The 21,802-nt window shown below is 40.6% G+C and carries 23 protein-coding genes; 14 read left to right on the forward strand and 9 right to left on the reverse strand.

Going from position 1 to position 21,802, the window contains the following annotated elements; all coding sequences use genetic code 11:
* The 4 genes from lepA to A9Z07_RS14580 form a co-directional block, all read right to left on the reverse strand.
* Nucleotides 1–1,311, reverse strand: a 1,311-nt coding sequence (lepA, locus tag A9Z07_RS14565; protein WP_069579596.1) for a translation elongation factor 4, incomplete at its 3' end; no start/stop codon positions are given.
* Between the two features lie 988 nt (nt 1,312–2,299).
* Nucleotides 2,300–2,485, reverse strand: a complete 186-nt coding sequence (locus A9Z07_RS18135; protein ID WP_069579598.1) for a hypothetical protein — start codon at nt 2,483–2,485, stop codon at nt 2,300–2,302.
* Nucleotides 2,486–2,726: 241 nt separating this feature from the next.
* Entirely contained in the window at nt 2,727–3,182 is a 456-nt protein-coding gene (locus A9Z07_RS14575; protein WP_069579599.1) for an acyl-CoA thioesterase, read from the reverse strand.
* 115 nt (nt 3,183–3,297) lie between these two features.
* Nucleotides 3,298–4,674: a Do family serine endopeptidase gene (locus A9Z07_RS14580; protein WP_004771503.1), complete on the reverse strand. Its 1,377-nt coding sequence runs from the start codon at nt 4,672–4,674 to the stop codon at nt 3,298–3,300.
* A 384-nt stretch (nt 4,675–5,058) separates the two neighbouring features.
* Between A9Z07_RS14580 and nadB the strand changes: the two genes are divergently transcribed.
* Entirely contained in the window at nt 5,059–6,690 is a 1,632-nt protein-coding gene (nadB, locus tag A9Z07_RS14585) for an L-aspartate oxidase (RefSeq protein WP_069579602.1), read from the forward strand.
* A gap of 106 nt (nt 6,691–6,796) precedes the next feature.
* Here the strand turns inward: nadB and A9Z07_RS14590 are convergent, their stop codons facing one another.
* From A9Z07_RS14590 to pabC, 4 genes are all read right to left on the reverse strand, one after another.
* Nucleotides 6,797–7,201, reverse strand: coding sequence for an immunity protein YezG family protein (locus A9Z07_RS14590; RefSeq protein ID WP_047432418.1), 405 nt, complete (start codon nt 7,199–7,201; stop codon nt 6,797–6,799).
* Between the two features lie 106 nt (nt 7,202–7,307).
* Nucleotides 7,308–7,913 (reverse strand): dTMP kinase, encoded by a 606-nt coding sequence (gene tmk / locus A9Z07_RS14595; protein WP_069579605.1) that lies wholly within the window; start codon nt 7,911–7,913, stop codon nt 7,308–7,310.
* Nucleotides 7,913–8,992, reverse strand: a complete 1,080-nt coding sequence (gene mltG / locus A9Z07_RS14600) for an endolytic transglycosylase MltG (protein WP_069579608.1) — start codon at nt 8,990–8,992, stop codon at nt 7,913–7,915. The genes tmk and mltG overlap by 1 nt, the downstream gene beginning before the upstream one ends.
* Before the next feature lies 1 nt (nt 8,993).
* The gene (pabC, locus tag A9Z07_RS14605) at nt 8,994–9,806 is read right to left on the reverse strand and encodes an aminodeoxychorismate lyase (protein WP_069579611.1); all 813 of its coding nucleotides are present in this window, start codon (nt 9,804–9,806) and stop codon (nt 8,994–8,996) included.
* 252 nt (nt 9,807–10,058) lie between these two features.
* Between pabC and A9Z07_RS14610 the strand changes: the two genes are divergently transcribed.
* The 6 genes from A9Z07_RS14610 (at nt 10,059) to A9Z07_RS14635 (ending at nt 15,571) form a co-directional block, all read left to right on the forward strand.
* Nucleotides 10,059–11,066 (forward strand): sulfate ABC transporter substrate-binding protein, encoded by a 1,008-nt coding sequence (locus tag A9Z07_RS14610; protein ID WP_004771494.1) that lies wholly within the window; start codon nt 10,059–10,061, stop codon nt 11,064–11,066.
* A gap of 31 nt (nt 11,067–11,097) precedes the next feature.
* The gene (locus A9Z07_RS14615) at nt 11,098–11,700 is read left to right on the forward strand and encodes an RBBP9/YdeN family alpha/beta hydrolase (protein ID WP_004771493.1); all 603 of its coding nucleotides are present in this window, start codon (nt 11,098–11,100) and stop codon (nt 11,698–11,700) included.
* 74 nt (nt 11,701–11,774) lie between these two features.
* Nucleotides 11,775–12,608: a sulfate ABC transporter permease subunit CysT gene (cysT, locus tag A9Z07_RS14620; RefSeq protein ID WP_047432406.1), complete on the forward strand. Its 834-nt coding sequence runs from the start codon at nt 11,775–11,777 to the stop codon at nt 12,606–12,608.
* A complete protein-coding gene (gene cysW / locus A9Z07_RS14625) occupies nt 12,605–13,489 on the forward strand; it encodes a sulfate ABC transporter permease subunit CysW (RefSeq protein WP_069579613.1) in 885 nt (294 codons plus the stop codon). Before cysT ends, cysW begins: the two co-directional genes overlap by 4 nt.
* 11 nt (nt 13,490–13,500) lie before the next feature.
* Entirely contained in the window at nt 13,501–14,571 is a 1,071-nt protein-coding gene (locus A9Z07_RS14630; protein ID WP_069579615.1) for a sulfate/molybdate ABC transporter ATP-binding protein, read from the forward strand.
* Nucleotides 14,572–14,647: 76 nt separating this feature from the next.
* Complete coding sequence (locus A9Z07_RS14635) at nt 14,648–15,571, forward strand: CysB family HTH-type transcriptional regulator (protein WP_004771487.1); 924 nt, start codon at nt 14,648–14,650, stop codon at nt 15,569–15,571.
* A gap of 101 nt (nt 15,572–15,672) precedes the next feature.
* Here the strand turns inward: A9Z07_RS14635 and carO are convergent, their stop codons facing one another.
* Nucleotides 15,673–16,422, reverse strand: a complete 750-nt coding sequence (gene carO, locus A9Z07_RS14640) for an ornithine uptake porin CarO (RefSeq protein ID WP_004771485.1) — start codon at nt 16,420–16,422, stop codon at nt 15,673–15,675.
* Nucleotides 16,423–16,979: 557 nt separating this feature from the next.
* Between carO and dapD the strand changes: the two genes are divergently transcribed.
* From dapD to A9Z07_RS14680, 7 genes are all read left to right on the forward strand, one after another.
* Complete coding sequence (gene dapD / locus A9Z07_RS14650; RefSeq protein ID WP_004771483.1) at nt 16,980–17,801, forward strand: 2,3,4,5-tetrahydropyridine-2,6-dicarboxylate N-succinyltransferase; 822 nt, start codon at nt 16,980–16,982, stop codon at nt 17,799–17,801.
* Nucleotides 17,802–17,936: 135 nt separating this feature from the next.
* Nucleotides 17,937–18,647: a 7-carboxy-7-deazaguanine synthase QueE gene (gene queE / locus A9Z07_RS14655; protein WP_069579618.1), complete on the forward strand. Its 711-nt coding sequence runs from the start codon at nt 17,937–17,939 to the stop codon at nt 18,645–18,647.
* A gap of 76 nt (nt 18,648–18,723) precedes the next feature.
* Entirely contained in the window at nt 18,724–19,392 is a 669-nt protein-coding gene (gene queC, locus A9Z07_RS14660; RefSeq protein ID WP_199949367.1) for a 7-cyano-7-deazaguanine synthase QueC, read from the forward strand.
* A 32-nt stretch (nt 19,393–19,424) separates the two neighbouring features.
* The gene (locus A9Z07_RS14665; RefSeq protein WP_005292853.1) at nt 19,425–19,847 is read left to right on the forward strand and encodes a hypothetical protein; all 423 of its coding nucleotides are present in this window, start codon (nt 19,425–19,427) and stop codon (nt 19,845–19,847) included.
* 94 nt (nt 19,848–19,941) lie between these two features.
* Complete coding sequence (locus A9Z07_RS14670) at nt 19,942–20,628, forward strand: diphthine--ammonia ligase (RefSeq protein WP_069579619.1); 687 nt, start codon at nt 19,942–19,944, stop codon at nt 20,626–20,628.
* Between the two features lie 19 nt (nt 20,629–20,647).
* Nucleotides 20,648–21,109 carry a peroxiredoxin gene (locus tag A9Z07_RS14675; protein ID WP_004771476.1) on the forward strand — a complete coding sequence of 154 codons (462 nt, stop codon included), beginning with the start codon at nt 20,648–20,650 and terminating at the stop codon, nt 21,107–21,109.
* 116 nt (nt 21,110–21,225) lie between these two features.
* Entirely contained in the window at nt 21,226–21,795 is a 570-nt protein-coding gene (locus tag A9Z07_RS14680; RefSeq protein ID WP_069579621.1) for a CAP domain-containing protein, read from the forward strand.
* The last annotated feature ends 7 nt before the right edge of the window (nt 21,796–21,802 follow it).

Raw genomic sequence — 21,802 nt, forward strand, 5'->3', positions numbered from 1 at the left:
TACACCACGACGCTCGATACACAAGGTCATGACGTTACCTAAATATTCTTGTGGCACAAGAATATGACATTCTGCAATTGGTTCACGTAAGTCTTCAACTGTAGAACCATCAGGCATTTTTGATGGGCTGTCGATATAAATAATATCGCCTTTCTTGGTCAGTGCTTCATAAATTACCGTTGGAGCAGAACTAATCAGATCAAGATCGTATTCACGCTCTAAACGCTCTTGTACGATTTCCATGTGTAGCATTCCCAAGAAGCCACAACGGAAACCAAAGCCTAATGCATCTGAACTTTCAGGTTCAAAGAACAAAGCCGAATCGTTAATCTGTAGTTTTTGTAACGCTTCACGGAACGGTTCAAAGTCACTTGAATCAATCGGGAAAAGTCCAGCATATACCTGTGGTTTTACCTTTTTAAAACCAGGTAATGTTTCAACTTCAGGCGTAGAAGAAAGTGTGATGGTATCACCGACTGGCGCACCAAAAATATCTTTAATACCCGCAATCACGAAGCCAACTTCACCCGCTTCGAGGATGTCAGTTTCGGTGTGTTTCGGATTAAAAACACCAACAGAAGTTACAGGATGAGTTTGACCTGTCGATTTCACCAACATTTTGTCGCCCTTACGGATACGACCTTGCTTGATACGGACGAGGGAAACAACACCTAAATAGTTGTCAAACCATGAGTCAATAATTAATGCCTGTAATGGTGCATCACGGTCACCTTCAGGTGCTGGAATGACATCCACAAGACGCTCTAGAACGCCTTCAACACCTAGACCAGTTTTTGCAGAACAAGTTGGTGCATCTGTCGCTTCAATCCCGATAATTTCTTCAATTTCGTGAATGACACGTTCAGGCTCTGCCTGAGGCAAGTCAATCTTGTTCAAGATTGGTAAAACCTCTAAGCCCTGTTCAATTGCGGTATAGCAGTTAGCAACAGACTGTGCCTCAACCCCTTGTGCAGCATCGACAACCAGCAATGCCCCTTCACAAGCAGCCAAAGAACGTGACACTTCATAAGAGAAGTCAACGTGCCCTGGGGTATCAATAAAGTTTAATTGATATTCCTGACCATTCGGATGCGTGTAATACAACGTCACCGAAGCGGCTTTAATTGTAATCCCACGCTCACGCTCAAGCTCCATAGAGTCTAATACTTGAGCTTGCATCTCACGATCTTGTAAACCACCGCACATTTGAATGAAACGGTCAGCCAGTGTTGACTTACCGTGGTCAATGTGTGCAATGATCGAGAAATTGCGTATATTTTTGATATCTACGGATTTTTTAGCTTGCGCCATGGGTTACCTTAAGAATATGTACACAACAATCTATTCAATTAAATAACTGACTATTGTTGCGAAAAATAATGTTTAAAAAGTTCGGCACAGTATAAGCACAACAATGTTAAAAATATAGTGTTAAAAGTATATGTGACTTAGACTACATCGCGATGAAGGTAGCAATCTAACAAGGATCAATCGATTTCCTGAAGCAGAACAGAACGATCCAATTAAAAAAGCCAAATGCGCCTTTTTGGTCGTACAAAGTAGAGAATAGATGATATTAACCAGGAGAATGCCATGCCGGCTTTATTTGAATAATTTTAACCTTATACATGGCAAATTTAACATTAGTAGATCACAAGACATTGGACTGAGCGATAAGGACTCAAGTACAACGATAAAGACAATATGATTCGCTTTCCTCTCTTCCTGGCTCTTACCTACATTTCACTTAGACCACTCATTTTAAAATCAATTTGGGTTGATGTAATAAAAATAAAGAACAAGAGTCGCGAGCAAAAGGCTTGCAAGTGTTAAATAACATCCCAGCGTATTGAAGCTTTTTACGAATTTTAAGATATCCATATTTCATGATTTTTGAAAAAGTTGTGACTATTATCACAGATTTGCAGAAAAATGGTGAAACAACTGCCGATAAAAGCACCAATTAAGCCGACAAACTTCCAATATCCTTTTTAATAATCGTTTTTCCGATCAAGCAATCAAAACAACATCTCAAAATATAGAAATGAATCCCTATCAATCACCTCAAGACTTATCTACGCTCTGCGAATAACAATAAGCCTTCCTCACTAGAGACTCCTTAATAAAATCCTCTAGATCAAAGTGTATAGACATAATTTTTTGTATTCTTGAATAGTAGATATAGAGCTTAGTGAGGCGCCAGTTTCAGACTAAAAACAAATACTTCATCATGCACATCAATTTGATCCAAGAAAAAAGCCGCACTTTAGCAGTACGGCTCTTTAATTATCTTTTTTAATTATTCAATTTTATGCCAGAACATCACAGTTAATTTAAACTCGTATTTAATTAAAAAAGCGCAAACAATTAGACCAAGACCTACACACAGAAGTGTCATATCAAAAATAATACTTCCGATCACCAGTACAACGCCTGCAAATAAAAACAGCAAATAAAAAACAACAACCCCTAAGTTGTCATTCATCATGTTCCCCGAAACACAATATAAGAGCCTACAAATTAAACAATATACAAAAATAATACAATTACCTTGATATATTGAATTTTTCGCATAAACCAACGTATTCAAACGTTTTTTTGAGTGTCGAAGCTGTGATTATGTTAATTGGTTAACTTTTCTTTTACTTATTTTGATAAATAAATCATAAAAAGCAGCCGAGCATGTACCGTCCAGCTACCCCTCCAGTCTTTAAATGTTAAAGCAACTAAGATTGTTCATATGAAATTGAAAAATCCATTGGATTTAAATCTGGCGAAATCGGCTGATAGGCTTGCGTAAAACTTGGTGACATTCGTTTTGGGCGACCTGTTTCGATTTCAATACAGGCCCATTTGGTATTTCCAACAAACAGTACACTTTGGTCTTTAGGGCGATAAAATGCGTACTGGCGGAAAGAGTACAGTGCATTAATATCATCCAGCCATGTCCGCAAGATCACCTCTTCACCTTCCAGAGCTGCTTTGCGATATTGCACATGATGCTCAACAGCTACCATGGCATGTTTAAGTTCAAGATACTGAGCGAGCCCCAAGCCCAAAGTTTCGATATGTGCTGCTGCGACATCCTGCATCCACTGGATGTACATCACATTATTCACATGGCCCAGCACATCAATATGCTCAGGCTGAACTTGTATTTTTAAATCAAAAATCGTACTCATAATCTGGCTTATTTCATCAATCAAAGTTCAGCGACATACACTAGTCTAAATACAACTGTATTTCAAAATAAAAACCACCCTAAATTAGAGTGGTTTTTATCAATCACAATCAGGTTTAAGGTAAACGTAAACCTAAAATCGCACGTTGTCCTTGACGAATAATCGTTACACGCGCAACACTATTTTTTGGTAAAGCGCCCACAGTTTTAGCGAACATCTGGCTATTGGTAATCGCTGTACCATTGACTTGTACAATCACATCTCCCGCCACCAGATTCGATAATGAAGCAAGCCCACCACGCTTCACATCCTGAATCAGAATACCGCTACGAACATCTAAACGCGCTTGCTCAGCAGCAGTCAGGTCACGAATACTCATGCCTAAACCGCTAGTCGGATTATTTTTCTCGGCATCAGCAGCTGTATCATCTGGTGCAGTGCCCAATGTCGCAGCAATGGTACGCGTTTTATCATCACGTAAAATTTCTAGCTGAACAGTTTGATTTGGAGCAATACGATTCAGTGCATAAAGTAGATCACCCGTACGCGAAATCGGCGCACCATTGGCTTTCAAGATGACATCACCCGATTTTAGGCCTGCTTTTTCAGCAGGTGATTTTGGTGCGACCTGAGTAATCAATGAACCTTCTGGTTTTGGCAACTTATATGCTTCTGCCAAGTTACGGTCAATATCTTGCATCATGATCCCAAGATAAGAACGTGTCACTTTACCCGTCGTTTTCAACTGTTGTACGACGTCCATCGCCACATCAATTGGAATCGAGAAGGACAAGCCCATATAACCGCCCGTGCCGCTAAAGATACGCGAGTTAACGCCCACCACTTCGCCACGCTGGTTAAACAATGGACCACCAGAGTTACCTGGATTCAGTGCAGCATCAGTTTGAATAAATGGAACTGAAGTCTCGCCACTCATATTACGAGATTTTGCACTTACAATCCCTGCTGAAGCTGAATAGTCAAAACCAAAAGGTGAACCAATTGCGAGTACAGGCTCGCCTACACGCAGTTGATCCACATTACCAATTCTTAATTCTGGGAAATTGGTTCCATTCACTTTAAGCAAAGCAATATCAGTACGTTCATCACTACCTACAAGCGTCGCATCCAGTTCACGGCGATCATTCAGGATAATACTGATACGGGAAGCATTATCAACCACATGACGATTCGTTAATAAATACCCGTCCTTGCCAATAAAGAATGCACTGCCATAACCCGTTTTTTCCTGTGGCCCCTGCTGTTGCGGGATAATCACCTGATTACCAAAAAAACGACGCAAGATTTCAGGAACTTGTTGTTGTAATAACTCTTCCTGAGTCATTTTCTTTACAACGTTGACACTCACAACAGCAGGACTAACCTGCTCAACGAGGTTTGAAAAATCTACTGGTGAGGCAGCGTTGACTTGAGCAGCTGCTATCGTAAATACAGCAGCATACATTCCTTGTTGTAAATAGCGACTTTTCATGAAGCAAGAACCTACATACTGATGATTAAAATAAATGTTATGGTCTATGTTTGTAGCATAACCCTACCATTCTTTTCGTAAAAAAATGTTTATATTTTCAATGCATACAACGAAATAGACAGATGAAATGTGAATAAATTATGGAGACAATTCCAGACATTCAAATTTCATCTTAAGGTTTTATATTGAACAGCTTAACTCTAGATTAAAACAATGTACTGAAAGGTAATCGTTTTCTTATATTAGACAAAATATGCAAATAATAATTGGTGAATAAATCGCATTCGCTAAAATTTCACTCAATTTCAGGCAGATTAGCCCTTGCCTTTTTGACAAAAAAGCGGTGTCATTAGCAAACGTTTAAAACTGAAGCAGATCGACGACATGCCTGATTTAAAAACAATTCACCATTTTGATGTGATTATTGTGGGCAGTGGTGGTGCAGGTTTAAGCCTCGCACTCTCTTTACCAAGTCATTATAACATTGCAATTCTAGCCAAAGCCGCGCTGACAGAAGCCAGTACCTTCTATGCTCAAGGCGGTGTTGCTGCAGTCTTAGACGAAACAGATTCTATTCAACAACACATTAATGACACTATGATTGCAGGCGGTCATCTATGTGAACTGGATGCAGTGAAGCATACGGTTGAAGGTGGTAAACCTTCGGTGGATTTCCTGCTTAAGCAAGGCGTGCAATTTACTTTAGATGATGATGAGCAATTACATCTGACTCGTGAAGGTGGTCATTCACAACGTCGTATCATTCACTCTGCCGATGCAACAGGTAAAGCCATTTCAACCACGCTAGTTGAACGCGCTAAAGAACGAAAAAATATTACGATCTTTGAAAATTATATTGCGATCGATTTAATTACCCTGCACAAACTCGGTCATCATCATCAGGCCAATCGCTCGATCGGTCTATATGCTTTAGATGAAACCAACGAACAGGTTCATACTTTTCTTGCGCCATTTACAGCTTTGGCCTGCGGCGGTGCAATGAAAGCTTATCTTTACACGTCTAATCCCGATATTGCGACTGGTGATGGAATTGCCATGGCCTATCGTGCAGGTTGCCGTGTCGCCAATATGGAATTTAACCAATTCCATCCGACTTGTTTATATCATCCGAAAGCGCGCTCATTCTTAATTACCGAAGCGATGCGTGGTGAAGGTGCTTATTTGCGCTTACCAGATGGCGAACGTTTTATGCTGCGTTTTGATGAACGCGCTGAACTTGCACCGCGTGATATTGTGGCACGTACTATTGACCATGAAATCAAACGTTTAGGTATTCGTCATGTCTGGTTAGACATTACGCATAAATCGCCAGAGTTTATTATTGAACATTTCCCGACACTGTATGCCCGTTTGCTAGAACTGGGTATTGATATCACCAAAGATATGATCCCTGTTGTCCCTGCAGCGCATTACACCTGTGGCGGTGTGGTGGTCGATGAGCATAGCCAAACGGATTTAGACGGTTTATATGCGATTGGTGAGACCTCTTATACAGGCCTACACGGCGCTAACCGTATGGCAAGTAACTCATTACTTGAATGTTTTGTTTATGGTATGAGTGCAGCAGAAGATATCGAACAAAAGTTTGATGCTGAGTTTAAATTCCCTGAGGTTCCAACTTGGGATGAAACACAAGTTACCGATGCTGATGAAGATGTGGTGATTTTGCAAAACTGGGATGAGCTGCGTTCCACCATGTGGAACTATGTCGGTATTGTCCGTACCACGAAGCGTTTACAACGTGCTTTACATCGTATTGAAATGTTGAAACGTGAAATTACCGAGTACTATCAGGATTATCGTGTCAGTAAGAACTTGATTGAATTACGTAACCTCGTTCTGGTTTCGGAAATGATTGTACGTTGTGCAATGGAACGTAAAGAATCACGTGGTTTGCATTACACACTGGATTATCCAGAACTCTCGAATGAGATTCGCAAGACGGTGTTAACTCCACCGAATTTTAAAGTGGAGCAGCCGTTGGTGAATGAGTAATATTTAATTTAGACAAATACTAAATTAATAATTAGGCTGCATTATTCCATAGAAATAATGCAGCCTAATAGAATTATATATTTAATTAAAAAATTCTATTTAATACTCAACGTATCTTTGTCAAAATTTCCAATCTCTGAGTATATTCTTCAAAAATATTATGAATCAATGGTGTGGTTTCATAATAAAAGTTTGTCGTAAATTTACCATCATTTGTCATTATGATACCTAAACCACACCATTGATCGGTCATGCTTTCGCACAATTTGTATAACTCATCTATCGCATCACCGAGCTCAACAGAAACTCTTAAAGCAGGGCCATTAGAAGTATTAAAAAGTTTTTCTTCAACTCCAATCCAACATTTACTGATAGAAGCATTACGCAAACCAATTTCTAAATCAGGTAATCTTTCTGTGTAATATACAATCCGTTTCCAATTTACTGGGGCCACATAAGCCAGCTCCTGAGCAATAATATTTAGAAGTTCCGACTTTTTTAAAAAATTCAAATTATTTATCCTTTAGGCTTATTTTTAAGTTTTTACAACCCATCAATGATTACTTTTTCCCCTTAACCATTGTATTTTGTTAGCTTTGATAAATATAGAACAGCTCTTAGAGCTGTTTTATATAATCTAATGCCTCTTCAAACACAACATCCGCATTCTGTGTTGCATCTAAACGCTTGATTCGTTCAGGTTCTGCTTGCCACAAGGTCTCATAACCCCCACGCACTTTGGCAAAGAAACTCAACTTCTCTTGCTCAAAACGATCCAGTGCACCACGCTCTCGCGCACGGGTCATGCCCAACTCAATCGGTGCATCCAACCAAAAAGTAATATTTGGCATTTTCGCGACAAAAGTTTGATTCAAGAGTTGAAGCTTTTCCTGACTTAAACCGCGTCCAGAACATTGATAAGCAAAGCTGGCATCGGTAAAACGGTCACTCAGCACAATCTTCCCTGCCGCCAATGCAGGTAAAATGACTTGCTGTAAATGCTGCGCACGGGCAGCGTAAATTAGTAACAGCTCGGTATCATGACTCATTTGCTCTTCATGATTCACAGCCAATAATAATGAACGAATCTGCTCAGCCAATGGTGTGCCGCCCGGTTCACGGGTCAATACGACTTCTTTACCTTGCTGTTCAAAGTACTGATGAATTTTACGAATCAGCGTGGTCTTCCCTACGCCTTCCGTCCCTTCAAAACTAATAAACATTATTCGCCCTGCTTTTTCTTTGAACGTAACACAGTTAAATATTCTTGCACTGCGCGATTATGGTCTTCTAAAGACGCGGTAAATTTATGTCCACCATTACCTGTGGCAACGAAGTAAATATTTTTGGCGTCATCGGGATGCATCGCTGCTTCAATTGCTTTCTTACTCGGCAAAGCAATTGGTGTTGGTGGTAAACCATTAATGGTATAGGTGTTATACGCAGTCGGCGTACGCAAATCATTACGGGTGATATTACCTTTATAACTCTCACCCATGCCATAAATCACGGTTGGATCTGTTTGTAAGCGCATACCCATTTTCAAACGACGCACAAATACGCCCGAAACCTGCTGTAATTCACTATCCAGGCTGGTTTCTTTTTCGATAATTGAAGCCATGATTAACGCTTCATATTTATCTTTATAGGGTAAATTCGGTGCTTTTTTTGCCCAAGCATCATCCAGTGATTTCACCTGACGGCGATACAAATCGGTTAAGATTTTTTTATCCGTTTCGCCTTTAGCAAAGAAATACGTATCAGGTGCAAACAAACCTTCTGGATGCGTATAAGGAATATCTAATTGTTTTAATAATTCAGATTGAGGAAGGTCTAATAATGTATTGGTGACATTCGAGTCTTTTCTTAAATTCTGGATCAACTGAGAAAAAGTCGTGCCTTCAATCACCAAAATACGATTCATTTGTGCATTGTCCGCATCAGACAACATATCCATGACTTGACGGATACTCATGCCTTGCGAAATTTCATAGACACCTGCTTTCATAGTGTCGTGAATCATAAACTTCTGATAAAGCTTTAGAACAATTGGAAAATTCACGTTATTTTCTTTGGCTAAACGATCAATAAATCGAGAATAAGTATCGCCAGAAGAAATCACTAAAAGTTGCTTCTTACCTTCTACAGGATAATTTTTAAATAAACTTGACCATACAATGCCAAAGATCGCCAATACAAAGATAACAATGGCGATCAAAAAGGCTTTAAAAAAAGAAAATCTGGATTTCGGTTTAGCTTTGGGCTTTTTCTTACTTTTGCTGGAACTAGGCGGCTTTGGCATATTAATCAATCTGGCTAAGTTTTAAAGTTTCAAATAAATCAAGATAAGGTTGTTGCTCTAAACAACGGTCATGAAATCGAATCACCGCTTTCATCGGGTGCAAAGCATTGCAGAAAAATAAACTCTGAATACGTCCAATTTCATTCATATCAATACAACGCTGCTCACAAGGAACATGATACTGCTGCATTCGTGACAAAATTTTGGCGCGCATCACACCGTGGACGCCATTATAGCGAAGTTCTGGCGTAATCCATCGATCATTTATACGAATAAAACAATTACTGCTCACCCCTTCAACAATAGCGCCCTGCACATCACTGACCAATGCTTCCAGCCAGCCTTGTTGATCTGCCTCTTGCTTGAGTAATACTTGTTCCAATCTGTTTAATGTTTTTAATCCAACCAGATGCGGCATGTTCAGCCCCAAAGCATGATTTAACATGCCACTTTCAATCCATTCAGGTTGAAAAGCCTGTGTCACTCTTGGGTAATACCAGACGTAGATGTCAGCAGCATGCAACGGCAGACTATAACCTCGATCACCTTCACCGCGGCTAATCACCACTTTTAAAGTGCCATTGAGATTTAAATGTTGCTGCTGTAAATGCACAAATGACTTTTCAATCAAGGACAAGTCTGCATCCAGACTTAAGCTTGTACAGGCCAGTTTTAAACGTGCAAAGTGCAGTTCTTTTAGCTCAAAATTTCCATGAAAAATACGTGCAGTGGTAAAACAGCCATCACCGTAATGAAAAGCCCGGTCTAGTAAAGGAATGGAGTCAATCAATTGTCCATTTTTATAACATTGCATGATCTAGGCACCTATCCACTCTATACAAGACCTTCTATGACAAGAAATAAGCTATTGATTTTAAATGAGTATAACAATTAACAGCCGGAATTAAAAATTTCTTATTTATCAATAATTCAGCAAAGCTTATCTCTTTTATCTATTTCTATTTTTTTCATAACAAATTCGATTTTAATTATTTTTTTTGCAAAAAAACTGGCGTTATGCTGCGTACATATTCCAAACAGTGATTTAGATTTTAAGGGGTTTTACATGCGTTTTTCTCAAGTTAAAGTCGGCGTCATTGCCGCATTACTATCAGTTTCTTCATTCGCGGCACAAGAATTTTTAAACGTTTCTTATGATCCGACTCGTGAACTCTATACCGATTTCAATAAACAATTCGGTACGTTCTGGAAACAACGTACAGGTCAAGACATCGACTTTAAACAATCACACGGCGGCTCAGGTAAACAAGCCCGTGCCGTGATTGATGGCTTGAATGCAGATGTAGTCACACTTGCGCTTGCAGCCGACATTGATGAAATTGCTCAAAATGCAAAGTTACTTCCAGCGGATTGGCAAAAGAAATTACCGAACAACTCTACACCATATACCTCAACCATTGTCTTCCTCGTTCGTAAAGGCAACCCAAAACAAATCAAAGATTGGGGTGACTTGATTAAACCAGGTGTAGAAATCATTACACCAAACCCGAAAACTTCAGGTGGTGCACGTTGGAACTACTTAGGTGCATGGGCTTGGGCTAAACATCAAAAAGGTGGTAACGACGCTAAAGCTCAAGAATTTGTCCGTCAAATTTACAAACAAACCAAAGTTCTTGACTCTGGTGCCCGTGGTGCAACCACAACCTTTGCTGAACGCGGTATTGGTGACGTATTACTGGCTTGGGAAAATGAAGCTTACCTTGCAGTACGTGAGCAACCAGGCAAATTCGAAATCATCACCCCATCTCTGTCAATTCTTGCAGAACCACCAGTGGCAGTTGTAGAAAAAAATGCTGAGAAAAAAGGTAACTTACAAATCGCTCGTGGTTACTTGAACTATCTGTATTCACCAGCAGGCCAAGAGATTGCTGCACGCAATTTCTATCGCCCACGTAATGCAGCGGTATTAAAGAAATATAGCAATGTATTCAAACCACTCAAACTTGTGACAATTGATCAAGAGTTTGGCGGCTGGACCAAAGTACAAAAGACTCACTTTGATAACGGCGGTGTGTTTGACCAGATAGTCAAACTCAACAACTCAGGGAAATAATTTACTCAGCAGGTAAATAGGGAGAGCGGACATGATTCATACTGTAATTGTTCCAGGTGTAGGTGGTAGCGAAGCGCAGCATTGGCAGTCTTGGTTACAACAGCAACTCGTGTCTAGCTCTCGCGTTCAACAGAAGCATTGGGATCGTCCTGTGCTTAGTGAATGGGTTGCCCAATTTGTTAAAACGGTTGTTGCTGCCCCAGCACCTGTTCAAATCGTTGCTCATAGCTTTGGTTGCTTAACCAGTGTTGCTGCGCTTGCAGAACATCCTGAACTCAGAGCTAAAGTGAAAAATCTGGTCTTGGTTGCACCTGCAAATCCTGCACGTTTTGGTGAAGCTGGCTTTGCCCGCCATAGTTTGACGGACTATCAACAGTATTTTCAGCAACTCAAAATTGACGTGCCAACCACATTATTGATCAGCGAAAATGATCCTTGGCTAGGTTATGTCGATGCCTTACAACTGGCACAGGCTTGGAAATTGACACCCATCAATTTAGGTCCTGTTGGTCATATTAATGTTGCTTCCGGATTTGGCCCTTTCCCGGAGATTCTGAACTACTTGCTGCCTGAAAAAAAGACGCAGCTCGTCGCCCGAATGAGTCAGGCAAATTTTAATCTGAAATTTGCCTAACACCGCCCCCGTATTTTTAGTATTCGCATTATTTATTTGCTTTTTTAGCAAACATTTCTCTTTGAGGAAACATCATGTCGCAGCGTTCCCGAGTGCTGCCTGGGTTTGGTCTCTCATTAGGCTTCACCCTCGCTTACGTGTCTTTGATTGTGCTTATTCCTTTATCTGCTGTCTTTATCAAATCTTTAGGGATTGGATGGGATGGTTTATGGGAAATCTTAACTTCAGAACGAATTTTGAAGTCCTTACAACTGAGTTTTAGTGCTGCATTGATTGCGGCTTTGGTCAACGTCGTATTTGGTCTATTACTCGCATGGTGTCTGGTTCGTTATACATTTCCAGGTAAACGCATTGTCGATGCATTAGTTGATTTACCCTTCGCGTTACCCACTGCAGTTGCAGGTATCGCATTAACCTCTTTGTATGCACCTACAGGCTGGATTGGACAATATCTGTCTCCTCTCGGCATCGAAGTGGCTTATACCCCGATTGGTATCACACTGGCTTTAATCTTTATAGGTTTACCTTTCGTGGTTCGTACCGTACAACCCGTATTAAGCGATATTGAAACTGAACTGGAAGAAGCGGCTTCTGCACTAGGCGCCAATCGCTGGCAGACCATTACCAAAATCATTTTACCAATTTTATTCCCGGCTTTACTGACTGGTTTTGCTTTAGCTTTTGCACGTGGGGTCGGTGAATATGGTTCAGTAATTTTCATTGCAGGTAACCAGCCTTATAAAACAGAAATTGCACCGTTGATGATTATCTCTCGCTTAGAGGAATATGATTACGCAGGTGCAACGACCATTGCTGTGGTTATGCTTGTTCTATCATTTGCCATCCTATTTTTAATTAACTTGGTGCAAGCATGGGCAAGCCGTCGCACAGGGAGAGTTGCACAATGAGCTTAAACACCAACAGCAACGCTTTAGCCCTCAAACTACAAAGCCGAGATGCAACCCGGGAACCGACATGGGTACGTTATAGCTTAATCGGTGTGGCCTTAATCTTTTTCTTAAGTTGCTTACTGCTTCCTCTGATTTTGGTCTTTGTTGAAGCATTTAAACAAGGCCTAGCCGTTTATATCAACGCCTTAACCGATTCAGATACCTTATCGGCAGTAAAATTAACCTTACTTACAGCCGCAATTGCCGTACCCATTAATGTGGTGTTTGGTGTTGCAGCAGCATGGGCCGTTGCAAAATTCCATTTCCGTGGTAAAGCGATTCTTACCACCATTATAGATATACCATTTTCGGTCTCACCTGTGATTGCAGGCTTGATGTTAGTCCTGATTTTTGGCGCACAAGGCTGGATGGGTGGCTGGTTAATGGATAACGATATCAAAATCCTGTATGCCGTACCTGCGATTGTATTAGCCACCATTTTTATTACTGTTCCATTTGTAGCACGCGAATTAATTCCTTTAATGGAGGCTCAAGGGACTGAGGAAGAAGAAGCCGCGATTGTACTCGGTGCTTCTGGCTGGCAAACCTTTTGGAGAGTCACTTTACCCAATATCAAATGGGGTCTGATTTACGGTGTGATTCTGTGTAATGCCCGCGCAATGGGTGAGTTTGGTGCAGTATCCGTGGTTTCTGGCCATATTCGTGGTCAAACCAATACCTTACCGCTACACGTCGAGATTCTTTATAACGAATATACCTTTAGTGCTGCATTTGCTGTGTCATCGTTACTGGCATTTTTAGCGATCCTCACTTTGGTCTTGAAAACGTGGCTCGAAGTCCGCCAAGAACAAGCAAATAAACATCAGCCCAATCACTAAGGAATAAACACATGAGTATTCAAGTTAAAAATATTGAAAAACACTTTGGTGCATTCCATGCGCTAAAAAATATCTCTTTGGACTTTCCTGAAGGTGAATTGGTTGCCCTACTTGGTCCTTCAGGCTGCGGTAAAACAACATTATTACGCATCATTGCAGGATTGGAATCTGCAGATGGTGGTCAGGTTTTACTTGAAGGTGAAGACGCAACTGACATCCACGTGCGTGAACGTCAGGTCGGTTTTGTTTTCCAGCACTATGCCCTGTTCCGTCACATGACAGTTTTTGACAATATTGCCTTTGGCTTACGTGTTCGCCCACGTGCAACACGCCCTTCGGAAGCTGACATCAAAAAACGTGTTACACGCTTACTTGATCTGGTGCAACTTGGTTTCTTGGCAGATCGTTACCCTGCTCAGCTTTCTGGTGGTCAACGCCAACGTATTGCATTAGCCCGTGCGCTAGCTGTTGAACCACGAGTTTTATTACTCGATGAACCATTTGGTGCGCTTGATGCGAAAGTCCGCAAGGAATTACGCCGTTGGTTACGTACCTTACATGATGAACTGCATATCACGTCGATCTTTGTGACCCACGATCAGGAAGAAGCTTTAGAAGTTGCAGATCAAATCATTGTCATGAACAAAGGTGATGTCGAACAAATCGGCTCACCACGCGAAGTGTACGAAAAACCAGCAACACCTTTTGTTTTTGATTTCCTTGGTCAAGCAAATCGTTTTGAAGGTGAGCACACTGGCGGTATTATCCGTATCGGTGATGATCGTATTCAGCTACCAACCAGTCTAGAAGCACCACAAGGCAAAGTGATTGCATTTGCACGACCAAATGAATTACATATTCACATCCAACCTCAAGCCAATACCATTGAGGCGACGTTCTTACGTGAAGTGTGGATTGCTGGCCGAGTTGTGGCTGAATTACAAGATCGTAGTGGACGAACGATCGAAATTTTATTAAGTGTAGAAGAAGCGAACTTACATCAATTCAAACCAAATCAAACCGTTTGGATCAGTGCGGCTCAACTTCATTTATTTGCAGATCAATCAACGCAAGTTGCTTAGAATAATATCTTGAGGACGGCTAAAATATCCTTGTGAAAATTTAGCCGATGCTCACTTTTTATGTGGAAAAACGATTATGAACTTTCAACAACTCAGAATTATTCGAGAAACTGTTCGCCAAAACTTTAATTTAACCGAAGCATCTGCGGCCTTGTATACCTCTCAATCTGGTGTCAGTAAACACATCAAAGATTTAGAAGATGAATTAGGTGTACAGTTATTTGTACGTAAAGGAAAACGCTTATTAGGTCTAACCGAACCAGGTCAGTCTTTATTGAGCATCGTGGAACGCATGTTGGTCGATGCCGATAATATTAAACGTCTCGCCGATGATTTTAATAAAGTTGACGAAGGCACACTGACGATTGCGACAACACATACACAAGCGCGTTATGTACTGCCGCCGATTGTGAATCAGTTCAAAAAATTATTTCCGAAAGTTCATTTAGTTTTACAACAAGCCAGCCCTGTTGAAATTGCAGAAATGCTCCTTCAAGGTGAAGCTGATATCGGCATCGCAACCGAATCGTTAACCACAGAAGAAAATCTGGCAAGTGTGCCTTATTATGAATGGCACCATAGCATTATTACGCCGAAAGACCATCCTTTAGCAAAACTAGATAAAATCAACCTCGATGTTTTAGCAGAATACCCATTGATTACTTATCATGGTGGTTTTACAGGCCGCTCTAAAATTGATAAAGCTTTTGAAGATGCACAATTGCACGCAGACATCGTGATGTCAGCTCTTGATGCCGACGTGATTAAAACCTATGTTGAACTGAATATGGGTGTCGGAATTGTCAATGATGTTGCTTATGATGCTGAACGTGACTATCGCCTACAACAAATCAAGACTGATGTGTTTGGTGTGAATACGACATGGATCGCAGTACGTAAAGGCCATTTACTGCGTGGTTATGGTTATGAATTTATTTCTTTATGCTCACCTGAAACAGATATTAAAGCTTTGAAAAGAGTGGCTTATCCAGAAGAATAAATTATCTAAAATAAAAGGCGCATTATGCGCCTTTTATTTTGCTGATGAGCAGGTATAAAAAAACGAGCATGACGCTCGTTTTTTTATGTTGAATGCATGGATTAGAACTTGAAGCTCACACCCACTTTCGCAACTGGCATCCACTCATATTTGTTTTTGTTGGCAATTTTGTCTGCATCACGATCAGCTGCCGCTTGACCAGATTCAGTACCACCTACTTTTACTAGACCTTCAGATTTTAAATCAACTTCAGGATTACCAGTGTAGTAAGCACCAACTTCACCAAATACACCAATGTTTTTATAAACTGGAGTATTCAAACCAAAACCTAGGTATGGAGCAAGTTGGTTATCATAATTTAAATGACCTTTAACTGAACCACTGCCGCTTGGTGCATAGTAGTTTGAGCCATCAATTTTAATTGTATCGTTTGTATTAGATACAGATTTTTTCAGATCATAGCTATTGTCAAGATAACCAACACCAGCTGCTACGTACAACGCACGTGCAAATGCATTTTGGTTAGTACCCCATGGATAAATTTCAGCATTTAAATATGCATTTTTGTTATCCATATCCATATCGTATTTCGTGCCATCAATTTTTAAACTGTCTGACCAAGAAATATCGCCACCATTGTAACCAAGGCTTAAGCTCACGTATGGGTTGACTTTATATGAAATTGCACCACCGTAACCTGTAGTACCTACCTCAGCACGAACTGAAACTGGATCTAAGTATGAAGGAAATGCATAAACAGATTCCTGCACGACTTGTTCATCTGCTGCAAATGCAGTGCCTGCAATCGCTGTTAATACACCTGCTGCTAACATAACACGCAAAGCTTTCATTGAAGTCTCCTCAAAAATGCTCTTATTTAAAGTATAATTGTTACTGTGGACACAGGATAAAATAAATAGCGCTATTTTTTTATACAGAAACTGATTACTTTTTGTTATTTTTTGATACAAATTCAAAGGAATTATGTATTTCTAAATTATAGATAAAAAACAATAGGCTCCATTTTTATTACAGATTTGTTGCTCAAATTTAAAACAATATATTGTAACTACTTTTTTCAAAGATTCTGAGGGGCTGCTGCCACTTTATCTATGGTTGCGACAATGGAGATTTTTTTAGGCGATACAAGGCATGGCTTGCGAAATTTAGCCTTTCTAAATGAACAAGACATAACGATGTAGCGACAAAAAAATTCCTTGTCCCAAAGGGTTATGGCTAAAATTTCCTCATACTTCGTTATGAAACTTGGCAAGGGAATAGCCATTCCCTACGTTTCATGCCTCGTCTGATAAAATTTTAGCTTATAACGCAACCTATTTATAAAATGGCAACAGACCCTACAAAATTAGTGTAAAATCTTCAAAATTTTTTTGGAAGAAGGAAGATCATGTCTCAGCTTTCTGCAATCATTGAGCAAGCATTTGAAGACCGTGCCAACTATAGTGCAGCGGACTGCCCAACTGAAATCCGTCAAGCTGTAGAAGAAGCATTGACAGGTTTAGATAACGGTACACTTCGTGTAGCTGAAAAAATCGATGGTGAATGGGTTGTTCACCAATGGTTAAAAAAAGCCGTTTTACTTTCATTCAAACTCAATGACAATAAGCCTATCGAAGCTTGTGATCTTCGTTTCTATGACAAAGTAGATACTAAATATTCAGGCTGGACTGAAGAGCAATTCAAAGCTGCTGGCGTACGTGTCGTACCACCTGCAGTTGCGCGTCGTGGTAGCTTCCAGGCTAAAAATGTGGTGTTAATGCCATCTTATGTCAACATTGGTGCTTATGTAGATGAAGGCACTATGGTTGATACATGGGCAACTGTAGGTTCATGTGCACAAATCGGTAAAAATGTTCACTTGTCTGGTGGCGTTGGTATCGGTGGTGTTTTAGAACCTTTACAAGCAAACCCGACCATTATTGAAGACAACTGCTTCATCGGTGCACGTTCTGAAATCGTTGAAGGCGTGATTGTTGAAGAAGGTTCTGTGATTTCAATGGGCGTTTTCATTGGTCAATCAACCAAAATCTTTGATCGTGAAACTGGTGAAGTTCACTATGGCCGCGTACCAGCAGGTTCTGTGGTTGTTGCGGGTAGCCTTCCATCAAAATGCGGTACTTACAGCTTATATGCTGCAATCATCGTGAAAAAAGTGGATGCAAAAACACGTGCAAAAACCAGCTTGAACGATTTATTACGCGCTGACTAATTTGTAATATATACGGAACTTAATGGTTCCTCGGAGCTTCTGTCGCTCCTCGTCTCTACGATCAGTCATGGTCGTAGAGATTTTGTTTTTTATGTAGCATGCTGCTTGTGTGGCACCTGTTTGTGGTAACTGTTTATGGCTTCCTTACGTTCTTCTGCAATTCCTGTCTCTGATCCTGCGGCTGGTTTACGCATCACGGAGATCTTTTACTCTTTGCAAGGCGAAGCGAATACGTTTGGTCTACCAACTGTTTTTATTCGATTAACAGGTTGTCCGTTACGCTGTAGTTATTGCGATACCACCTACTCTTTTGAAGGCGGTGAACGTTTATCACTTGAACAGATTATCGAAATAGCGAGCCAGCATAAAACACCGTATATCTGTGTCACAGGCGGTGAACCGCTTGCACAACCCAACTGTTTGATTCTGTTACAACGTCTGTGTGATCTTGGTTTTCAGGTTTCGCTCGAAACCAGTGGCGCTTTGGATGTTTCCAAGGTTGACCCGCGTGTTTCTAAAGTTCTGGATTTAAAAACGCCAACTTCAAAAGAAGATCACCGTAACTTATATAGTAATCTTGACCATCTCACCCCACATGACCAGATTAAATTTGTGATCTGTAATCGTGCGGATTATGAATGGTCAAAACAACAGTTAGAACAATTCCAGTTGCAAGACAAAGTGAGTACGGTTTGGTTCTCACCTGCTTTTGCAGTTGAAAAAGGTGCAGTTGCCCTGCCAGCATTGGCGCGTGACTTAGCCCAGTGGATTTTAGAAGACCATCTCCCTGTTCGCTTCCAGTTACAGTTACACAAACTGTTATGGAATGATGAATCTGGTCGTTAAAAGCTCATGAAAATCATGCTTTAAAACAGCAATGATTTTCCTCAAATTTATTTTAGGTTGAATAATGGAAAATAATATGCGTTCTCGTGCCATCGTATTATTGTCTGGCGGCTTAGACTCAACAACGTGTCTTGCTTGGGCACAGGCAAATTATGAATGTATCGCCTTAAGCTTTATGTACGGTCAACGTTCAACCACTGAACTTGATGCAGCCAAAGCGCTGGCTCAACGTGCAGGTGTAGAACACCGCATCATTAACATCGATTTAGGCAATTTAGGTGGGTCTGCGCTTACAGATCATAACATTGAAGTTCCAGAACAATTACAAGAAGGGATTCCTGTAACTTATGTTCCAGCACGTAACACAATTTTCTTGTCTTATGCCCTTGCTGCGGCCGAAGTTTTTGACGCTGCTGCCATCGTAATTGGGATCAATGCTGTTGATTATTCAGGATATCCTGATTGTCGCCCAGAATTTATTGACGCTTTTGCCAATCTTGCACATTTAGCAACCAAAGCAGGCGTTGAAGGAAAACCTCTTAAAATAGAAACACCTTTGTTACATTTATCCAAAGCGAATATTATACGCTTAGGCATCGAACATGGCGTAGACTACAGTCAAACGGTATCCTGCTATCAGGCAGATGCTCAAGGACGTGCATGTGGCAAATGCGACAGTTGTCGTTTACGTCAACAAGGTTTTATCGAAGCAGGTATTGCGGATCCTACGCGTTACGCTGAATAATCGATATTAGGGTAAAAAATTAGGTACATTATATGAAGTTTTCTAAATCAAATCTTATTCTATCTACAATGATGTCAGCTGCCGCACTTTTTGCGACAGCAACTCACGCAGCTGATAATCCATTACAAACTGCGTATAAAAGTACCAATGTAAAAGCAGCATTGGTCAACGTATGTAAAGACCAGACTGCTAAAGGCGGTAAATTAACAGCGGCTGAAGTTAGCAAGTTCTGTGGTTGCCAAATTGATGCTCAAGGTAAAGTAACTGAAGCGCAAAAATGGGAAATCCAGAGCGCGATTAATGCGAAGAAAAGCCCAAGCTCTTTAGGTTTTGTGCAACAGCAAAATAAAGACCTACAAGCATGTTTAGGCGCTCCACTTGTGACTAAGTTAGAGAAACTAACTGAAGAAGCAATGAAAGCTGCTCAACAGCAACAACAGGCTCCAAAAAAATAAGCCTGTATAGTTGAAAACAAAGCCTGCATTTATGCAGGCTTTTTCATTGGGCTTTGTTAAAATCCCCTTTATCTAGAATCAGTTGAATAACACCATGCAAGATCAATGGAAAACCAATGCCGAGCAACGACAATCTATTGTCTCGTTCAGTGGTGGTAAAGACAGTTCCCTCGCCCTATATCATGCGATGCAAACAGGCACTGTGATTGGGCTAATTGTCATGCTGGAAGAACAAGGCCAACGTTCTCGTTCCCATGCGATGCCACTGGATATTATCCGCGCACAAGCAGATGCGGTTGCTTTACCCGTGTATATGACATCTTCAAGTTGGGCCGATTATGAAACAAAGTTCATTGCGCTACTCGATCAAGCCAAACAACAAGGTGCAGAAGTATTGGTAACGGGTGATCTTGATATGCCTGAGCATGGTTGCTGGCATGATCGGGTCACCCAGCAAGTGGGGCTAAAACTGGGAATGCCGCTTTGGTTACGCTCTCACCGAGAAGTGGTTGAAGAATTTATAAATTTAGGATTCAAGAGTGTCATCGTGACAGTCAACCTGAAACTGGGTATGCAAGTTGAAGATCTAGGTAAGATTTTAACCTTGGACTATATTCAGGAATTGGAAGATCGTGGCGTTGATCCATGTGGTGAAGGTGGCGAATTTCACACCACTGTGATTGATGGACCTATTTTTAACAAAGCTATTCCTGTACGACACGGCGATATTGTTTATCATGAGGAATATGCTTTTTTACCGCTTGAGCTTGAGCAAAACTAATTTTATCGAAGGATGAACAATGTCTGAGAATATTCAATTACCCAATCATGTTTTCCCAACCACTCAAGGTGAAATCAATCTTGCTGAAATCAGCAGTGAATGGTTGGTGCTCTACTTCTACCCTAAAGATTCAACCCCTGGTTGTACCACTCAGGCGGTAGGCTTTTCTTGCTTAAAAGATCAGTTTGATGCTTTAAACTGCCAGATTATTGGTGTATCTCGTGATTCAGTTAAAGCACATCAGAACTTTACAGAAAAACAAGCACTCAGCATCGATTTAATCAGTGACAAAGAAGAAGTGCTGTGCAAACATTTCGACGTGATTAAAGAAAAAAATATGTATGGCAAACAGGTGATGGGCATTGAACGCTCAACCTTTATTTTCCATAACAAACAGTTAGTGAAAAGCTACCGTAAAGTCAAAGCGGCTGGACATGCAGAACAAGTGTTAGAAGACCTAAAAGCCTTACAAACCGCTTAAGATGATTCAGTGAAAAAAGCGGATTCCATATCCGCTTTTTTTATTCAGACAAATTGATGTCCACTTTGTGCTTAGCGTATGATAAGAAAATTAAAAATAATTAAAAGATACTGCAAATGAATCCTCTAAAACTACTTCCTAGCCTTAGCTGTCTCATGTTCTTATCAGCGTGTAGTACAAGCATCCCTGCCACATCACAACAGCAATCCTTCAACGTAGCGCAAATAGATAAATCAAGCGCCACAATACGCTGCCAAGATATACAAAATCCTGCCTATCAGCAGGTGATTCTGAATGCAATCAATCAAATTAGACAGCAACCACGGCAATGTGGTGGACAACATTTTCCAGCAGTTGCACCCTTAAAATGGAATAGTGCTTTATCCCAAAGTGCTTTTGCTCATGCACAAGATATGGCACAAAACAATATGCTCGGACACGTTAGTAGTGAAGGTCACGATTTTAGAAGCCGTTTAAAACAAACGCAGTTCAAGGGTCGTGGCGGTGGAGAAAATGTGGCTCGTGGACAAAATAACTTAAATGATGTGATGGCAACATGGCTGGCCAGTCCTGTGCATTGTCGTAATTTGATGCATCCAAAATTTACAGACTACGCGCTAGCCTGTACAGTTGACCAATCAGCGAAACAAAAAAGTTATTGGACTCAACAATTTGGTGTTCGATAAAAAGGAA

Origin of the sequence: Acinetobacter sp. YK3 (assembly GCF_001729365.1) — a bacterium.
Taxonomy (GTDB): Bacteria; Pseudomonadota; Gammaproteobacteria; order Pseudomonadales; family Moraxellaceae; genus Acinetobacter; species Acinetobacter vivianii.